This is a genomic window from Mastigocoleus testarum BC008 (genome assembly GCF_001456025.1).
Lineage (GTDB): Bacteria > Cyanobacteriota > Cyanobacteriia > Cyanobacteriales > Nostocaceae > Mastigocoleus > Mastigocoleus testarum.
The window spans coordinates 1-19,046 of sequence record NZ_LMTZ01000135.1 but is presented as its reverse complement, the minus strand read 5'-3'; the positions used below and the strand labels follow the sequence as shown (position 1 = coordinate 19,046).

Annotated in this window: 15 protein-coding genes and 1 riboswitch; of the genes, 9 read left to right on the top strand and 6 right to left on the bottom strand. The window is 37.2% G+C overall.

The features are described 5' to 3' along the window. Positions 1-119: 119 nt before the first annotated feature. The 3 genes from BC008_RS35725 to BC008_RS35715 form a co-directional block, all read right to left on the bottom strand. Positions 120-5,195, bottom strand: coding sequence for a chemotaxis protein CheB (locus BC008_RS35725; protein ID WP_058184362.1), 5,076 nt, complete (start codon positions 5,193-5,195; stop codon positions 120-122). Between the two features lie 353 nt (positions 5,196-5,548). After that, positions 5,549-6,154 carry a GDSL-type esterase/lipase family protein gene (locus BC008_RS35720; protein WP_036265867.1) on the bottom strand — a complete coding sequence of 202 codons (606 nt, stop codon included), beginning with the start codon at positions 6,152-6,154 and terminating at the stop codon, positions 5,549-5,551. A gap of 2 nt (positions 6,155-6,156) precedes the next feature. Further along, positions 6,157-6,900, bottom strand: coding sequence for a class I SAM-dependent methyltransferase (locus BC008_RS35715; protein ID WP_027843969.1), 744 nt, complete (start codon positions 6,898-6,900; stop codon positions 6,157-6,159). 191 nt (positions 6,901-7,091) lie between these two features. Between BC008_RS35715 and BC008_RS35710 the strand changes: the two genes are divergently transcribed. Further along, positions 7,092-8,414: a CapA family protein gene (locus BC008_RS35710; RefSeq protein WP_058184360.1), complete on the top strand. Its 1,323-nt coding sequence runs from the start codon at positions 7,092-7,094 to the stop codon at positions 8,412-8,414. 52 nt (positions 8,415-8,466) lie between these two features. On the opposite strand, the gene BC008_RS35705 is transcribed toward BC008_RS35710, so the two are convergent. After that, positions 8,467-9,837, bottom strand: a complete 1,371-nt coding sequence (locus BC008_RS35705) for a hypothetical protein (protein WP_027843971.1) — start codon at positions 9,835-9,837, stop codon at positions 8,467-8,469. A gap of 388 nt (positions 9,838-10,225) precedes the next feature. Continuing rightward, positions 10,226-10,437, top strand: a riboswitch (cobalamin riboswitch). Positions 10,438-10,885: 448 nt separating this feature from the next. On the opposite strand from BC008_RS35705, the gene BC008_RS35700 reads away from it, so the two are divergent. The 5 genes from BC008_RS35700 (at position 10,886) to BC008_RS35680 (ending at position 14,151) form a co-directional block, all read left to right on the top strand. Then, a complete protein-coding gene (locus BC008_RS35700; RefSeq protein WP_027843972.1) occupies positions 10,886-11,671 on the top strand; it encodes an energy-coupling factor ABC transporter permease in 786 nt (261 codons plus the stop codon). Continuing rightward, positions 11,649-11,975, top strand: coding sequence for an energy-coupling factor ABC transporter substrate-binding protein (locus BC008_RS35695; protein ID WP_027843973.1), 327 nt, complete (start codon positions 11,649-11,651; stop codon positions 11,973-11,975). Before BC008_RS35700 ends, BC008_RS35695 begins: the two co-directional genes overlap by 23 nt. Positions 11,976-11,984: 9 nt before the next feature. Further along, the gene (gene cbiQ, locus BC008_RS35690) at positions 11,985-12,791 is read left to right on the top strand and encodes a cobalt ECF transporter T component CbiQ (RefSeq protein WP_058184358.1); all 807 of its coding nucleotides are present in this window, start codon (positions 11,985-11,987) and stop codon (positions 12,789-12,791) included. Continuing rightward, on the top strand, positions 12,772-13,593 hold the full coding sequence (locus BC008_RS35685; protein WP_027843974.1) for an energy-coupling factor ABC transporter ATP-binding protein: 822 nt from the start codon (positions 12,772-12,774) through the stop codon (positions 13,591-13,593). The genes cbiQ and BC008_RS35685 overlap by 20 nt, the downstream gene beginning before the upstream one ends. 210 nt (positions 13,594-13,803) lie before the next feature. Continuing rightward, complete coding sequence (locus BC008_RS35680; RefSeq protein ID WP_027843975.1) at positions 13,804-14,151, top strand: hypothetical protein; 348 nt, start codon at positions 13,804-13,806, stop codon at positions 14,149-14,151. Between the two features lie 508 nt (positions 14,152-14,659). Here BC008_RS35680 and hpf read toward each other — a convergent pair. After that, entirely contained in the window at positions 14,660-15,331 is a 672-nt protein-coding gene (gene hpf / locus BC008_RS35675; RefSeq protein WP_027843976.1) for a ribosome hibernation-promoting factor, HPF/YfiA family, read from the bottom strand. Between the two features lie 628 nt (positions 15,332-15,959). Between hpf and lipB the strand changes: the two genes are divergently transcribed. Both lipB and BC008_RS35665 read left to right on the top strand, forming a co-directional pair. Continuing rightward, a complete protein-coding gene (gene lipB / locus BC008_RS35670) occupies positions 15,960-16,688 on the top strand; it encodes a lipoyl(octanoyl) transferase LipB (RefSeq protein WP_027843977.1) in 729 nt (242 codons plus the stop codon). Positions 16,689-17,277: 589 nt separating this feature from the next. Beyond that, complete coding sequence (locus BC008_RS35665) at positions 17,278-17,517, top strand: hypothetical protein (protein ID WP_036269270.1); 240 nt, start codon at positions 17,278-17,280, stop codon at positions 17,515-17,517. A gap of 15 nt (positions 17,518-17,532) precedes the next feature. On the opposite strand, the gene BC008_RS35660 is transcribed toward BC008_RS35665, so the two are convergent. Continuing rightward, a complete protein-coding gene (locus BC008_RS35660) occupies positions 17,533-18,498 on the bottom strand; it encodes an MDR/zinc-dependent alcohol dehydrogenase-like family protein (protein ID WP_027846993.1) in 966 nt (321 codons plus the stop codon). Positions 18,499-18,818: 320 nt separating this feature from the next. Here BC008_RS35660 and BC008_RS35655 point away from each other — a divergent pair. Beyond that, the coding region (locus BC008_RS35655) for a DUF4277 domain-containing protein (protein WP_153009509.1) at positions 18,819-19,046 on the top strand (228 nt) is incomplete at its 3' end.

Here is a 19,046-nt window from a genome sequence, read left to right as displayed (position 1 = left end):
TCTCTACATGGTTTTGATGATGATAAACGAATCTGTGATTTTTTTGGTGAAGTAGACTATAGTTGTATCTTATACAAGAGATTTGATTAATTTAATTTAATTAATTTAATTTAGTTAAGTTAATTTTTAGTTAAATTAGCAATAGTATCGAACTGAAATTTATCAATTAAATTAAAAAGTTCCTCCTTGAGAATATGGTGTTCTTCGGGAATATCCGCTAACAGTCGCAAAAGAGTTTTTTGACTGCATTCCCGAGCCGCAATATTTACTTTACGACACCATTCGGCAGACATTAATTCAAAATTTTGAGGAGTCAAAGAATTTTGACGAGATTCCTGGGAAACCTTATTAGATAATTGCTCTCCATCATAAAGGTATTCTAAATTTAAGTGATGAGCGATCGTTTCTAAAAGAACTTCTTCTTCAAAAGGTTTGCGAATAAATTCGTCGCAACCAGCTGCGAGTACGAGTTTTCTGTCTTCATCAAATGCTGTCGCTGTTAATGCAATAATTTTAGTTTTTTGACCCTGGGGAGAACTTTTGATCTGTCGAGTAGCTTGGTAACCATCCATTACCGGCATGCGCATATCCATAATAATTAATTGTGGTTGGTGTTTTTTCCACAATTCGACAGCTTCACGACCGTTAACAGCTTCGATGACTTTAAATCCAACTGGTGAAAGTATCTGTACGAGTAGTTGACGGTTTTCTTCTTGATCTTCTGCTATCAGGATAAGATTTTGGGATTGATTGGGTGCTAAACGTTGAATGTTTCCTTGGGAAATCAAATCTTCATTATTTTGTGGTAGTGATGTGGTGACAAGGATATCAAAATCAACTGTTGTTCCTTGGTTGAGCTTACTAGTTACGTGAATATCTCCACCCATTAACTCAATGTATCGTTTGCTAATGGTTAAACCCAAACCAGTTCCTTCATCGGGAGAATAGCGATCTTTTTTTGTTTGCACAAAAGTATCAAAAATATGATCTAGTTCTTCGCTTGCAATACCCCTACCGGTATCTTCTACTTGGAATAATAAACGTAAATTTGGAAGAAGATTTGTATAAGCTTCAGTTTTACTTGTTTGTATTTTGATTTGTTTATCCCGAATGTGATTTTCAGGATCGGATATTTCTATATTTTTGGTATCTGCTGTTACTTGCAAAGTTACATTACCAGAATTAGTAAACTTGATTGCATTACCTAAGATATTAATTAAAATTTGACGTAGCTTACCCTCATCAGCGATCACCTGTTGGGTTATTTTTAGGTCAACCTCAAAATTCAGTTGCAAACCTTTTTCCTCAGCTTTGACTTGAAACATTTGTTTTAAAGACTCAAGACAATTATGTAAATCAAAGCTAACAGGATTAAGTTCCGCCATTCCGGCTTCAATCTTGGAAATATCTAAAATTTCGTTAATTAATGAGAGCAGATGTTGACCGCTGCGAAGAATAGTATCTAAATGCTTGCGCTGATTGCTATTTAATTTAGGGTCGCGGTTTAAGATTTGAGTAAAACCAAGAATTGCAGTTAAAGGAGTCCGTAATTCGTGGGTCATTTTCGCCAGAAAGTCACTTTTAGCCAGATTTGCGGACTCAGCATTTTCTTTAGCTGTAATTAATTCTGTATTTACTTTACGTAATGCGGCTTCAATTCTTTTCAACTGTGTAATATCACTGATAGAACCAGACATTCGCACTGGGTTACCAGCTTTATCCCAAATAGCTTGACCTCGACTGCGAATCCAAATGTATTCTCCGGCTTTATTTTGTAAACGACATTCCACTTCAAAAGGTGCACCTTGCTGTAAATGACTTGCAACAGCTTGACGTACCCACTCATTGTCATCGGGATGTAAACGGTCAAAGAAGAGATCTGGGTGTCCTTCTAATTCATCCTCCTCGTAACCAAGTATTTTCTTCCATCTTGGAGAAACATAAGCTTGGTTATTCTTAATATCCCAATCCCAAAGACCATCTCCTGAACCTTTAACTGCTAGTTCGTAACGTTCTGTAATTTCTTGCAAAGCTTCAGAAGTACGGTTGAGAGATGCTTCTGCTTCCTTGCGAATAGAAATATCTTGAACGACAGCAACAAAATATTTTGCTTCTTGGGTACCTTCATCTATGACCAGAGAAACTGTCAAATTGATCCAAACTAAAGAACTGTTTTTGCAGATGTAGCGCTTCTCCATTGAGTAATTTTCAATCTCACCCGCGAGGATTTTCCGGACATATTCCAAATCCGCATCTAAATCTTCAGGATAGGTAATATCTTGAAAAGTGCACCGTAATAATTCTGCTTCGGAGTAACCAACAATATCACAAAGCCTCTGATTTACTCGCAACCAACGTCCATCCGGTGCAAGTTGGGCGATACCGACTGCTGCTTGTTCAAAAGTAGCTCGAAAACGTTCTTCACTTTCGTGTAAATTTTGTCTGTTTTCCCGCAAGGAATTTTCTACCTGTTTGCGGACGTTTATTTCTCGGGTTAATTCTTCATTGGTTGTTTGCAATGCTACGGTACGGTCTTTAACCCGTTGTTCTAATTCTTGATTGAGTTGACGTAGCTTATGCTCTGACTCCTGTAGCGCTTCATTAACTTGGTAGATTTCTTCTTGCGCTCTCTTGAGTTCGCCAATATCTACAAAACTTATTACTACACCATCAACAATTCCATCTTCTTGGCGATAGGGATGAATCCGCATGAGCATGTAAGTACCATCATCATTGCACAGCTGAACCTCTTTTTCCCGAGCTTGCTTACTAGTAATTACTTGATTGAGAAGTTCGAGCAAATTCGGACAGTCAATTTTATAAGAAAGGTCACTCAACGCACGACCAACATCTGTTGTCATCATACTGATCGCAATAGTTGCAGCTTGAGTAAATTTACGGATTTTTAAGTCTTTGTCTAAGAAAATTACGCCAATTTCCGTAGTCTGGAGCAAATTTTCTACATCATTATTCAGTTCGGTTAACTGTTGAATTTTTGCTTGGTACTCTGCATTCACAGTGTAAAGTTCTTCGTTAACTGAATGCAATTCCTCATTAGTACTTTGCAATTCTTCATTAGAAGCAATTAATTCCTCATTAGTCGCTTGCTGTTCCTCATTAATTGTCTCTAATTCTTCAATCGTTGCTTGGAGATTTTCGCGAGTTTCTTGAAGTTCATACTCCATCTCCATCAAACGCGCTTGAGCTTCGCTACTGGCTTCAAACTCATCACTTTTTGGTGCGGGTACAGGTAACCCATCTTCTTCAATTAACACCATCAAAAAATCCGCCGTCATTTTATTTGCTTGGTGGTAAGCAACTTTTAAATTTATTTGACGGGGTTCATCTTCATCTTCTTCTTTAAGTTTAATTCCAGTGTACAAAACTGGACCTTGTTGTCGTATCGCTCGATGTAGTGCAGTATTGAGGGGTAATTGCAACGAAGGAGTAACTAACTTGGTAACATCTGCTGTCGGACTACCAGTAGGAAAGACTAATACTTTAGCTAAGTCTTGAAATAGGTGGAGCATTTGATTATTCTTACTTACCAGCATACAGGTAGATTTTTGCTCTCCCAAGAACATGTTTAAACTTGCTTCGAGCATTCGTTCTTTGAGAGAAACATTGACTTGTTTCACACCTAATTGTTGTTGGGAAATTTTGCTAACTCTGTCGAGTCCTTTCATCGGTAAACTTAAACGCACATCCCGTTGTTTTTGATAAATTTTCCCGGTTTTGTGCAGTTGCTCAAATTCACCCTCAAAATCTCCAACGGTTTCTGCTTCTCCCAAAACTAGAAAGCCCTTATGTACTAAAGAAAAATGGAGATTTCGCAGTATGTGCTGCTGCAACTGGGGCTGCATATAAATCAGCACATTACGACAGGTAATTAACTGCATGCGAGTGAAGCAAGCATCTTTGCTTAAATCGTTAGGAGCAAAAATCAGCATTTCTCGCAAACGCCGTGCTACCTGAAAAGATTGTTCTTTGCGAACAAAATATCTTTCTAATCGCTCCTGACTAATATCATTAGCAAGAGTTTCCGGATAAATACCCAAACCTGCTTTTTCTAAAGCTATTCGATCAATATCAGTAGCAAAAATCTTGATTTTGACCGATTTACCTAAATCAGTGACAGCTTCATCAAGTAACATCGCCAAAGAGTATGCTTCTTCCCCTGTTGCACAAGCAGTTACCCAAAAACGCAGTTCTTCTCCCGACTTAACATTTTCTAGTATTGAAGGGATGATACTATTTTCCAGAAATTGCCAAACTTGTTGATCGCGGAAAAAACGGGTAACGCTAATGAGTAAATCTTGATAAAGTGTTTTTCGCTCTGGGGATGATTCTTGTAAATGTTTAATATAAGTATTGAGATTATTGAATCCATTGAGTGAGCAACGGCGATGGATGCGACGTGATAAGGTACTTATTTTGTAATGAGAAAAATCAACTTGTTCGTATTCCCCAAGAATTTGAATAATCTTTTCTAATTTGGGGGAATCCCAAGATAACACCAGATTTGAAGTTACTGACTGTTGGCGATCGCCAGAAAAAACTGTATCATTCAGTCCTAACATTGGGGATTGGACAAAGCGATAGATCAGTTGTGCTAATTCCTTTGGAGATAGAATCCGGTCGATCGTCCCTGTAGCGATCGCGCTTTCAGGCATGCCATCAAACTCAGCAGTAGCCGGATCCTGCACCATTGTAACTCCACCGGCTTCATTTATCGCCTGCAAACCGTGAGTACCGTCACTTCCGGTCCCCGAAAGTACCACCCCAATAGCTCTTTCAGCATGATTCCTTCCTAAAGATTCAAAAAATAGATCGATGGGAAAATTTGGTTTATTCTGATTTCTGTGTTGCTTTTGTAGACGTAAATATCTACCTTCTATTACTAAATTTTTGCCCGGAGGAATTAAATATACAGAATTGGGCTTCAATTCCATCCCATCTTCTACCCGATATATTTCCAAGCGCGTTTTTCGCCCCAGTAATTCTTTCATCAGACTTTTAAAATCTGGTGATAGGTGCTGAATCACGACAAATGCTGCGCCACTATCCATAGGCATATTTCCGAAAAATTCTTCCAGAGGGCGCAGACCTCCAGCAGAAGCACCAATTCCCACCACAAAAAATTCGTTATCTTGTTCGGAAAGTGTTGGTTGCTGATTGGGTATGGATGGAGACATGAGAGGTTAGATTGCCAAATGATAGGTTTGTGGCTGAATACTACAGTACAGTAATTTTACTGATAGCTAAGTTATTAATTTATAGAATTAAGTTAATTTATTAAGGGAAAATGTAAAATAAATCACTAACTAAAAAAATATAATGATTGGGGACTGGGGATAGCACTGTGTGCCGCCGCTGAGAAGGCGCTGCGCGAACGTGGCATAGAGCCTGCTGCGTCGGCAGATCCGCAGGTGACGGCTCCGGATCCGTAGGTAGCGCAGCTATAGGTAGCGCAGCTATAGTCATAGCCTCTGGCGAATGGGGACTAGGAGAAAATTTACCCATTACCCATTATCATTTTCCAAAAGTATCACTCAAACCAATTCAACCAGGCTTCCCAATTTTGAACTATTTTTGCTAATTCAGTATATCCCGTGGCTCTTGGATGAGCGCCATCATAATTTTTTATTTCATCTATCCATGTATCAGAATTTATCAGTGTAGGGAAGGTATCCAAATAGGGTATATCCAGTTCGTAACAAATTTGCTGAAATTTTTGGGATAAATTAGCAATCCTCTGATTTTGTGCTTTATCTTCGATTGGTAGTGGTCCCAGCATCAAAATAGGATATAACTTTTTTGTTTCTATGAGAATTTCTCGGGTGTTAGCGATAGAATCTTTAATTGCAACGCGAGTTTTTCCATTTTCTATTGTTGTATCGTTTACACCAAAACAAAATACAACTCTGCCATCATATTGTTGTGGTAAACGATAGGATACTTCTGGCAAGCAACGCTGCTTTAATTCTGTACTAGTTTCTCGTCTTACTCCTAAATTATAGTAAGTGATTTCATGACCTTTTTTATTTGCATTAACACAAATTCTACCAGCCCAACCCAAGCATTCTGGATCGCCTACACCATTGACAAAGGATTCACCAACAAAGCAAATTCTGATTTCTTTTGCTGTTGTCATTTTTAAGCTTCCAATTGAATTTGCACAAACAGGTCAGTTGCATCTGGGAAAATATTATAAGGTATTGTTCTATAATTACAATTGGGTATTGTATCTAAAAATGAATGTAAAATTTCCCTATTCAGAGCAGTAGAATGTCCAACAGTATTTGGGTCTGAGTAGTTCCCAGAAGATAGATCGATATCAGAAATGATATTAAAGAGTACGTATTTTTTTGTACACCTAACCATTTTCTTGACAAAGTATTCGACAAAAAGATCGTAGTTTCGTACTCTTGTTACCAGAACTCCTAAAGCTATAACAATATCGAACTGTTTCTCTGGGAAAAACGAAGGGTCGATAAAATTAACAACTTCAAACTTTCTTTCTTCAAACTTTCTTTCTTCAAACTTTCTTTCTTCAAACTTTCTTGAGGAAAATTTTTGTTTCGCTAACTTCACAAATTCAGTTACAACATCTACCCCCAAATAATTGCAATCGCGAACATCAGAAAAACGCAGCGAAAAGTAATCAATAAGTTCGCCTTTACCACAACCCACATCAAGAATTGAATCTTTGGAAGAAAGCGAAACTTGCTCAAATAGACAATCGAAAAATCTCCAATTCCTGCTTTTTTTTCTTTCTCCCAGACTTTTAGCTGAATCCAATCCCTCCTGGGAAATCAGTCCTACATAGTTTTCTTTTACACGCTCTCCGTCTTCTAACCACATCTCTATTAATTGCTCAGGTGGCTTCATTGCGTTCATGGAGTTGCTTACAGTTATTAGTTTACCGCTTAAATTTTTCTTATATTTTATTTTTCTTACATTTTAGATTAATTACAGCAATTTAGAGCAAAGAAGCATTGCTATTGACCAAGAGCTTGTATAAATTATATTTGACTGCTAAACCAATTATAGTTATTTTCTCCTGTTAAATTAGTTACTGTTATTTATATATGGATAGATTGAGAGAGAAATTTTTAAAAGTAGTTTTGTGGATATACATTGGAACTATCATTATAATTTTTATATTCTATCGCCAAGATAAAAAGGTTGAAATCATCAAAAAGCATAATCAAATTTCAGAAATTAAATTAGGTGGATTTAAACTGCAAAATAATAAATCTAAAATTGATGAGCTTAAAATCAATAAACCTAAAATTACTGCTATCAGTAAATTGGGTGCGAAATTACAATTTGAAGAAGAATGCAAATTAAAATCAATTACAAAGGCTGATATCAAGAAAGTATCTATTGCAGCCGTTGGTGATGTACTCGCTCACAAAGTTTTGCAGAATCAAGCTCGAGGTCACAGTCAAGGCTTCAAGAATATTTGGTCTCAAGCAATCCCATATCTGAGAAAAGCTGATATTGCTTACGCTAACCTGGAAGGAACTGTAGCAACAGGTATGGGCTATACGGGATGGCCGAATTTTAACTATCCTCCAAGTATCTTAGATGACCTCAAAGATAGTGGTATCGACATTTTATCCACCGCCAACAACCATTCCCTTGATCGCGGTTCTAAAGGTGTAAATCTTACTATCGAAGCTCTACGAGATAGAGATATTAGCTACACAGGTACCAAAAATACAGATTTCAAAAATGTTCCCTGGTATACCCTAACTCGGGTTAATGGGATGACGATAGCTTGGATTGCTTGCACTCACCATGCGAATTTTATTGATAAATCTGGACGTCGTGACCCCTACAATCAAGTTCTTTATTGTGGTTCTAAAGCAGCCTGGAATCCAAGCAAACTTAACCCGGTCCTGGAAGAAGAAATTAAAGCTCTTGCAGGTAGCAAAAATATAGATGCAATAATAGTAACGCCACACTGGGGTATTGAGAATGAGAATAAACCGCGAAAAGAACAAAAACAGATGGCGCAAGCAATGGCAAATGCCGGTGCTACTGCTATTATCGGCACACATCCCCATGTAATTCAGCCTTGGCAAATGCTTGCAACTGAAGATGGTAGAAAAGTTTTGGTGAATTATTCTCTAGGAAACTTTATTACCAGAGCGGAAAGGGCTTCCAAAAACTGGCGCAATGCTATGCTGTTGATTGTAAATCTTAGCCAACATGGATCGGAAAAAGCACGGGTTAGTGGTGTCGGTGTCGTACCAATGGAAATGACCTACTCCCGTGGCGTACATCGTCTCACAGTTAACACCAAAAGCGCAAAAAATCACGCCGCAAGATTCCTTTCGCGAAAGAACTTCGTTAATATAGATCAATATTTTAGTAAACTTGGTGGCTGTGAAAGCAAATATTAACCCTCTTTACACTACTATGAGCTATGAGCTTCATATAATTTGAAATTATCAGTTATTCATCTGATTTTTTTGAAGCTGAAGGAAAGCCTCCTAAAGTTTCTTCAGCTCGCAAAACTACGTCTTCTGCTAGTCTTTCACTAAATCCAGTGATGAATGCTATAGCCATATAAAAATAAACTGTTCGATTAATGCCGTTTCTATTTTCGGTATTTGTCATTTTGTCGCGGTTCATATTGTCAGAGGTACTGGAGATACCAAAAAAGATACCAGATTCGATCAATGCTACCGCGAAAATAGCAAAAGACATTCCAACAATTGGACGGAAAAATCCCGTAAAAAATAAGTCTACTTGTCCTTCCTTAGATTGTTCAATAAATTTATTAGCACGTACAATGACGCTGACTGCGCTTCCCAAAGCACCCATTGATATAGCTAGAGATATAAAGAATAAATCCTGTTTAACAAACCAATCTGTGAATAAAATTAATTCACTTACTCCATCGGATCGATCTAATTCCCCTGAAGCATCCTTATTGTTTGGATTTTGATTTGCTGAGCTTTTAGCATCTTGATTCAGAACCACGGGATTAATCTTAGTGGAGAAATTTAATCCTCTTTCTTTTTTTGTAGCAGATTTTAATTCTTGTTCAATTTCATTTTGGAGCGTCTTAAGTGTATTAGTCTGACCATCTTGTTCGTTACTACTACCAGCCACTAATGGTTTTAACTCATCATCAACTTTAGTGAGCCGGGATCTAAAAGCATTGTTAATTTCATTCGTTCTTTCGAGTTCCTCCCGTTTATAATCCAAGTTTTTCTGAAGTTGTTCAATATTTTCTTTTTCAACAATTTCTCTAGCACTAAAAATATTTGAAATAGTAAATATCAACCCAACTCCGAGAAAGGGAGAAACTACAAATATCATAAAAAACCAACTTAAGCCAGAAATCATTCGATTGTAAGCACCTCCATTACCTTTAATAATAGCGCTCAAAGGATTGGGATACTCTCGCGACTGAAGCGCTATTTGTCGTCGTGCTTCTTGAATAAAAACTAGGTTCCGAGAATGTTTACTTGATGCTTTATTTAGTAAATTTGAATTTTTAAGACTTTTAGTCGTATCTTCTTTTTTTTCTAGGAGAACAGAGATAGCTAAATCTAAAATATCGACTTGTTGAGGACTACGGTAATCTAAGCGAGACATCAAACTCAGCAATCGAGCAAGTTCTCTTTGCATTTCAATATTTAACTCTTGCTGCTGTAGACCAGTTTTAATTTGAATTAGCAAACTTTGAATCTTTTCTTGTGTTTTGCTGTCTATAGTTTCATTCTCAGCAATATTAGAAACTTGTTCGACTTTTGCTTGTAGATCGCAAGAAAGTTCGTCATTTTGCTGCTCATTTTTTAATAATTGTTTTTTCACGGTTTTCCACACTTTGTAACAATAGAAATTAATTATTTTAAGTAATCAGCATTACTCCCGAAGTTATTACAATATAGTTGTGGGAGTCAAACGCAACCAGCTGCGCTGAATTAAGTTAAAACTCCTACAAGATAATCAGTAAACCTTTCTGAAACTTCAGAGTGCAATCGAGCCTAACAATATTTCTTTTCAGTTCTTGTATCTTTTAATATACAAACTTGATAGAGCATTTCGTTGTATTTTATGTCACATTAAAGTCGAGGCTATCAAAACATGATACGGTAACTTTTCGGTTTTAATATGGTAGAGTTTCAGCCTTCCTGAGATGACTTGCGTTACGCTAAGTTGATATTTGAATTGCCAATAACTTAAGCTACTAAAATATTGGTGGTATAATTTTTCAATCGGTTCCGAAGGGGAGCAGCCTTCAGACGTAAGGGGGAAAGTATTCGGTGTAAGTCCGGCACTGTCCCGCAGCTGTAATCTCAAATTTGTAATTCACAATCTGTAATTTCAAAATTATAGTTTCAAAATCATAGTTTAAAAATTGTAATTTCAAATTGAGTAAGTCAGAATGCCCGCCGATAATTGCGTTTATTTTTATCAGCTCATCTGCGAGGTACGGATGCGTTACTGTTTAGTATTGTCACAATTATTTAATTTAGTCGCGCCAGCAACGCAACGAAAATCACTTGGCGTATATATAAAGTAGTAGTATCAAATCCTTAAGTGCATACATTACCCGAAATTAAGCTATTAATCCCCTAAATGATGCGATTTATCGCGGACATATACTCAGTACTCTTTTAGTTTTAAGAATAATTCTCAATAGATATCCTAGAACTGTTACAACTTTAGTCCGGATAAATTATTACTTACTGGTTAAGATTTAACATCTCCCGTTGAACAGTTTATGGCTGACAACTGTTAGCGGATCCGCAGGTAGCGCAGCTATAGCGTGCGCTCTAGCGTATTAACTGGTAACTGTAGCCCGTAAGGGCGTGGCGTTAGCCATAAACTGGTAACTGATAACTGATAATTGACAATTATGAAACAAAATCGAGTCAAACTTCACTTAGTTGGGCTAGCATTAGTAAGTTTATATTTTGTAATAACTTTACCAAAACCTGCTTATGCAATGCATATTATGGAAGGTTTTTTGCCAATTGGCTGGGCGGTTTTTTGGTGGGTTGTCTCCTTACCATTTTTTATTTTAGGATTGCGATCGCTAACCCGCATCACTAAAGAGAATCCACAATTAAAGCTTTTACTTGCTTTAGCTGGCGCTTTTACTTTTGTGTTGTCAGCATTGAAAATTCCTTCAGTAACTGGTAGTTCTTCTCACCCTACTGGTACAGGATTAGGTGCGGTATTGTTTGGTCCCTTAGCAATGTCAGTTTTGGGTACCTTAGTACTATTATTTCAAGCTGTGTTGATGGCACATGGTGGTTTAACAACATTGGGAGCAAATATGTTCTCAATGGCAATCGCCGGCCCATTTGCAGCATACTGGGTATATCGGCTAATTATGCAATCTAGCGGTAAGCAAAAGCTAGCAATATTTTTAGCCACTGCATTCGCAAATTTACTCACCTATATCATTACTTCTTTTCAGCTTGCTTTAGCTTTCCCTGCACCTGTTGGTGGTGTCATTGCTTCCCTAAGTAAATTTATTGCAATTTTTGCCTTTACTCAGGTTCCTCTAGCAATCAGTGAAGGACTATTAACTGTACTCGTGTGGAACTGGCTAATATCTTACAACTCTCAAGAATTAGAACTGTTGAAATTAATTAAGCAGGAGCCTCAAAGAAGTGAATCAATCAAATCAATCTGATACAAATCAATCTCATAAAGGATGGAATAACTGGCTATTAATCTTGGCAGTTATAAGTTTAGCAGTTTTACCATTGATATTTGTTCGTGGGGCCGAATTTGGTGGTGCAGATGGTGAAGCTGAAGAAGCAATAACTGAAGTTCAACCAGAATATAAACCTTGGTTTCAACCAGTTTTTGAACCACCAAGTGGGGAAGTAGAAAGTTTACTATTTTCGACCCAAGCAGCTTTGGGTGCTGGAATTATTGGCTATGCAATTGGTTTGTATCGCGGGCGTTCCCAAAAGCAAAAACGTGAAGAGTAAGCATTCCCCATGAGTTTGCAACTAGATACCTTAGCTTACACTAACCGTCTGCGAGAATTACCACCTGAACACAAGCTGATTTTTGCGATCGGGACTTTGGTGATTTCCCTATGCAGTCATCCGGTGGTACAAATCTTACTTACCCTGTGGATGAGTGTTTGGACTGTTTTTTATGCCAGAATCCCTCTAGGAATTTACCTACGAGTATTAATATTTGCTAGCTTTTTCTGGCTTACAAGTCTACCTGCATTAGTACTCAATGGTGTTTCTCTGAATGATTTTTCTCAAGTCCAAGGTGACTCTTGGCAGAGTTTAAGGCTACATTCTTATTATATTTATATTAGTCGTAGTGGAATTCACCAAGCGACGTTAATTTTTACCAGAGTGATCGCCTCTGTTTCTTGTCTATATTTTTTGATGTTAACTGTTCCATTTACGGAAATTTTGCATACTCTGCGCCGATTCAAATTTCCCGTACTTTTGACTGAATTATTGTTATTAATGTATCGATTTATTTTTATTCTGTTGTATACAGCCAATGAATTATTAAGGGCGCAAAAATCCCGTGGTGGTTATCGTACTTGGCGTGTCAGCATGAAAAGCTTAGCCCTATTGATTGGTCAATTGTTAAAGCGGACCCTCCAAAAATACAGCCAATTTTCCTTGGGATTAGAAACGCGGGGTTTTACAGGAGAATTTCGGGTATGGTCTCCCCGACGCTATCGTCCATCTAGACGGTATATCGTAGAAGCAATTTGTGGATGTCTAATACTAATTGGATTAGAATTGTGGCTAAATGCAAGAATATTTACTTGAATTCGAGCAGGTATATTATACTTATTCCGGCGCACAGCAATCTTCTCTAAATGGTCTCACACTCAAGATTCCATCTGGTAAAAAGTGTGCTCTTATAGGTCAAAATGGTTGTGGTAAGACAACTTTATTCTTACTCGCAAATGGTTTATACAAACCTAATGCTGGAACCATACGTTGGTGCGGGGAAATTTTACGCTACAACCACAATTATCTCAGTAAACTGCGACAAAAAGTCGGATTAGTATTTCAGGATCCCGAGCAGCAACTTGTTGCTTCCACCGTTGAGGAAGATATTTCCTATGGTTTGTGTAATTTAAATTTACCTAACAAAGAAATTCAGTCACGAGTCGAGCAAGCATTAACAGAGTTTGGCTTGGAAGATTTAGCTCAAAGACCAGTGCATCATCTCAGCTTGGGACAAAAAAAACGAATTTCTATCGCTGATATTATGGTGCTGCAACCCCAACTTTTACTGTTAGATGAACCAACTGCATATTTGGATGTCAAGCATACTCGTAAATTGATAAAAATTCTTAAAAGAATTCATGGGAATGGTACAACTTTGTTAATGGCTACCCACGATCTGGATCTAGTCGCTCGGTGGGCTGATTGGATTTTTGTAATGGATGAAGGAAAACTAGTCTTGGAAGGTACACCAGAAGATGTGTTTATGCAGTGCGACCTGCTAGAAAAATTAGATTTGGGATTGCCATTAATATATCAATTTTTATTTGATAAGAATTTATCCTCTGAAGAAAAAACCATTGTGGAAAAATTACGACGACGTTTCCTAAAATCTTGATCTCCGTTCAAATTTCTGAAGTTATCATTTTTCAGTGAAAATCTTGATAGCGGAATGCTAAGCTGATTAATTACTTCGCTAATACAAAAAAGTGTTGTCATACAGCAATCATTAGATTTCTGCATTAGCAATATATTTAGGAACATCAGATAGTTTTAAATTCTATGTTTACGGTTCACACTTGGTTGCAACTTCGAGGGACATACCATAATGGTTAAATTTGTGCTGTCATTTAATGCTGAAGATTTAGAATTGCTGCTAGTCGATCGTGGTGTACCAGCAGAAGAAGCTTTTGATGCGCGTGCAATCAAGGAAAGGTACATTCAAACTGAAGAAATGCCCAAAATAGGAGAAACTATTATGTATCCGATTTTTGGAATCTTGAATGATGAATTAAGATACTGGATACATCAGAACATTGGATTCAGAGTTACAAACATCATTCACAATCCTGTTGGGGTGGTGTCATTTTCCGGTACTCCCGAAAATGAAACAACCAAAAATGAAGTTCACACGGTTCTTATAGTCACACCATGTAGACTTCCCATACTCAAGTAAGAACAAATAATCCCCAAATAGCCCCGTTACTATCCCCAAAGTTAACGGGGTATTTGTTTGACTGTTTTCGCGTTGTTAGTTTGTATTGGCGATTCGAAAAATAGCAAAAATAAACTTAACAGAGAATAACCCCACACCTAACATGGCAGGGGCTTGAGTAGAGGAATGAGAGAATGGCTGATATTCTCGTAAATATGGTAGGCTTTAGAACAATCTCTGCAAAATAAACCTAAGATAAATCTCGCTCAAAAATGGGTATTGATAGAAAACTCGATAATCAATGGTTGACTAACCTTGATGCTAAAACTTGCGAAAACCATTAGTAATAAACATTTTCTGAAAGGTGATAACGTAGCCTGATAGATGATAGCGGCAGTTCTCGCTAATCGTATACCTACGGTACATTACACTAGCCGCTAACACCTTGCTTTATGAGATACTTAATTTGACAAACAATTTATGTCTGTCCCAAACTAACTATTCATACACCTTTCTACTTGCTTGTTCACTAATTTCTTTTGGGCATCACAACATTAGTATTAACATTTTGGCTGTGACCATTGGTATGACCGTTAGCATGAATTTTTCCATTACCGTTGGTATTAGTCTTACCACGAGGTTGAATTACTCCATAACCTCCATGATTGCGTTCGTAAATTACATTAATTTCGTTTGTTTCGATATTTAGGAACATATAAAAATCATGCCCCACCATTTGTAACTGCTCCAGTGCGTCTGTCACAGTCATTGGTGGCATAGCAAAATACTTCGTGCGCACAACTTCTGTTGGTAACTCCGGAGTACGATTCCCGATTAAATCTGTAATTACAGCTTCTTCGGTTATGTAAACTTCATTCGTGGAGGTACTGTTATTTTTCTTGCTCTGACGTCTTTCTTTATATTTACGTAATTGTCGAGTTATTTTATCTGCAACCAAGTCAATACTGGCATATAAATTCTCGCTACTTTCTTCTGCACGAATTACGTTGCCATTTGCAAAAACCGTTACTTCCGCCGACTGATTAGGATTTATTCGGGGATTGCGAGCTACGCTGAGGTGAATATCCACCTGATTTGTAATATTCTGAAAATGATTGACTGCCTTTTCTATCTTCTGATTGACGTACTCGCGAATTGCATCGGTAATTTCAATATTTTTCCCGTGGATGACAAGCTTCATGCAAACTCTCCCACTTTATTTACGTGTATTTTTTACTTATCGGAAGGAGTTGCGGCAATTCTTACTCTCTGCCGCTAAAATCAAGAACTTCTATTCGAATTCGTCTGTTTTTTGAATTCTTCGGTTGGAATTTGTCCTTATGAATTTAACTTGTTGTTAATGTGCATAACCAGATAATAACTCAACAAAACAAAAAATTATAAGTAAGCGTAACTCTTCGTAACTCAATATATATGCACTAGGTCGCGGTCAGAAGAAAACAGACTTTATGTACAACGATGCACATATTAAAAGCTCTCTCTCACAAGCAGAATGTTTTTTCTGACTCCTCAATGTTACCCCCAAAAATTTACGCTTCTTGACTTTTGTATTATGTATCAATAACTGATTATGAACTGTTGGGAAACAAATTAAATTATGTAATTTTTGCTACTACATTTTTACTCTACAGAGTATTCCTCCTGAAACCATCTAACTTATATCTTTAAGGTAGCACTATGTTACTTCTAAAACTAATTCCCTTGACTTTCCTTTAAAATCCTTTGCATTGCTTGACATTCTTTATTCACAAAAATGTAATAAACCTTACTAAATTTTGAAAATCATTTGCTAACCATTAATTAACCTTATGACTCAATTCCGGAATCAATGTTTCTTATATAACCAAGGAGTACTGTTTTATGCGGATGCTCATAAATGGCAGAAGGAACTTGTTGCCGCTCGTATTCAGGATCCTAGTTTAGACGATGTACTAATTTTGTTAGAGCACCCACCAGTTTATACTTTGGGACAGGGGGCTAGTTTAGACTTTCTCAAATTCGATCCGAGCAAAATTCAAGATAATACCCAACCTACATCTCAAGACGATTTAAAATATAATTCTCAACATAATTCTCATAGTATCTACCGGGTTGAACGTGGTGGTGAGGTTACATATCATTGTCCGGGTCAGTTAGTGGGGTATCCAATTTTAAATTTGCAACGACATCGTAAAGACCTCCACTGGTACTTACGACAACTGGAAGAAGTATTAATTCGCGTACTATCAGCCTACGGTTTACCAGCAGAACGTGTCCCTTCTTTAACTGGTGTGTGGGTAGATGGGTACAAAGTTGCAGCAATTGGAATTAAAGTTAGCCGTTGGATTACCATGCATGGTTTCGCTTTAAATGTATGTCCTGATCTGAATGGTTTTAAGCAAATTGTTCCCTGTGGAATTTCTGATAAACCTGTTGGTTCACTGGCTCAATGGATTCCTGACATTACAGTTTCCCAAGTACGTCCTCTTATTGCAAATATGTTTGCCCAAATATTTGATTTGGAAATAATTGAAATCGGAGCTAACGATAAAAGTTAATTGGGGTTTGCTGTTCTTGGCGCGTCTCAGCTGTAGTGTAGCGTTAGCTAAAAAAGTTTTTGGGACACTTTAGGAATCAGAAGACAAGAATCATAGTAAAAGGAATACCAATTTAGAAAAATAATGAGACAGATAGATTTATGTAGAGACGTTGCACGCAACGTCTCTACCGAAGAATCTGTTGCAATGATTTATTGAGTTGGTAGAATTTAAATTTCCGGTTAGATCTCGGTCTAGATCTAAATACTTCCGGTCTTAAGAAATTGAGCATGAAAAAATTTAATGGGTACGGTAGATCCTGTACTTACTTTAAATAGCGAATATATGACTTATTCATTCTAAGTTTTTCGTTTTAATAAAGTATCTACAGGTAGATCTTCCACTAACTTATGCTATTCATTTGCAGAATAGCTCAAATCACCTCTTGTATGGGAATTATATAAAAAGCACCTTTACTTAAAAATTATTAAAATTAGATTCCCAAGAATTCATATTTACCCAACATTAGCGATTATATTAAAACTCAAATTCAAATTCAAAATCAAATTAAAATTCAAATCATTTTACTTAAACGCCTGATTTAGACGCCGTGAGCAATGAAAGAGACTTAAAATTAAGTCAAATTATCTACAAAAATTCCCGCACAGAAGAGGTGCATGCTCCGCCGCTAATGCCTCTCAAAGAGCGTGACTTCAAAGCTTTGGCGACTTTATTCGACCAGTTAGATAGTGCTGAAATCGAAGCCGATATCAATAATACCTTGAGCTTAATGGTACCCGAACCTAGCTGGGATGAAGATCCCTATGAATTTTTACAAGAATATTTGTGATTGCTGGGTATGACATTACTTATTGTTACTGTCCATCTTGAGCAAAACCTTTAAAACACCTTTTGTTTGAGCTTTCTCAAAGGCTGCAAGTCCTTCTTCTATTGGATAATGGGCTTCTATTAATGGTTTGACATCGACTTTTTGTTGGGCTAATAATTCCAATGCAGGTAAAAATGGACCGCAACGAGAACCAATCAAAGTAATTTCATCCACTACTAAGGAAGAAGCATCCAAACTTAACTTACCCGCATATGTACTTTTGAGGACTAATGTTCCACGGGGTCGTAAAGCACGTCGAGCAATCTCAAATCCAGCACTATTACCAGTACATTCTACAGAAACATCAAAGTATCCATTTTTCACTACGTCCTTAAGACCTGTTTTAATTCCTCTAGCTTCTAAATTTGCAAGTTTTTTGCTGTGACGACCGACAACTAGAAGTTCACAACCAGTTAAAGCAATAGTTTGGGCGACTAACTGACCTAATTTCCCATCTCCAACTACCAATACTCGACGATCCGTTCCTAACGTTACCTGCTCTTGAATTTCTAGTGCTGCAGCTAGGGGTTCTGTGAAAGTTGCGACTTCTGTAGGTACGTGGTCGGGTACTGGATACAGATTTTTGATTGGCAAACAAAGATACTCTGCAAAAGCTCCATTGCGATTTACAATACCAAGTACGCTACGGTTTTCACAGTGAGTGGGTTGTGCGCTACGACAAAAGCGACATTCTCCACAAGCAGCATTAATCTCTCCAACCACACGCCGATTTACGAAATTTTCTGGACCTTGTTCGACTAAACCGACAAATTCATGTCCTAAAATACCGGTGTAAGGATAGTAACCCCTTATTAGTTCTAGATCGGTGTTACAGATACCAGCAGCTAAAACTTTTACTAAAGCTTCTCCCTGTGGTGGTTTGGGAATAGGAATATCAGTACGCAATTGCAGATGATTATTTTCCAGCCAGAGTCCTTTCATGGCGATCGCTTGATGGTAAAGAAGATAAATTAAATAACCAAAATATTTTACCGTTTGCTTACCAATATATCCCATCTTCCGCACCCTAACTGTCACACACCAAGGGGATGAGATTTTTTAGTACATATTTATTAAACAAGACTTAGATATTCATGAGACTAATGGGAAGTTATCTCATTAAATTTGGGATCTATCAAAAAGTATTTTGAGTTGAAGTCTTTGATGAGGCTAAAAAGATTCTTAAAAAAGTAAGAAAATATTTTTGCTCGAAATAATAATGTGAGAATTTAAACAGAATTGTGTTGTAAAATTCTGTTTTTATGTTTGATATAAAAGATGTTGAAATACAAAATATAGACCATTTAGGGATAGTAGCAGGAATCGTAGATTCCATTGGATTAGTAGAAATAATTAATGATTTATTAGGGTCAAAACCAGGAGAAAAAGTCAGTGCAGGACATGTTGTCAAAGCAATGATTTTAAACGGATTAGGATTTGTGTCTAAACCGTTATATATGTTCCCGAAGTTTTTTGAGCAAATAGCTTGT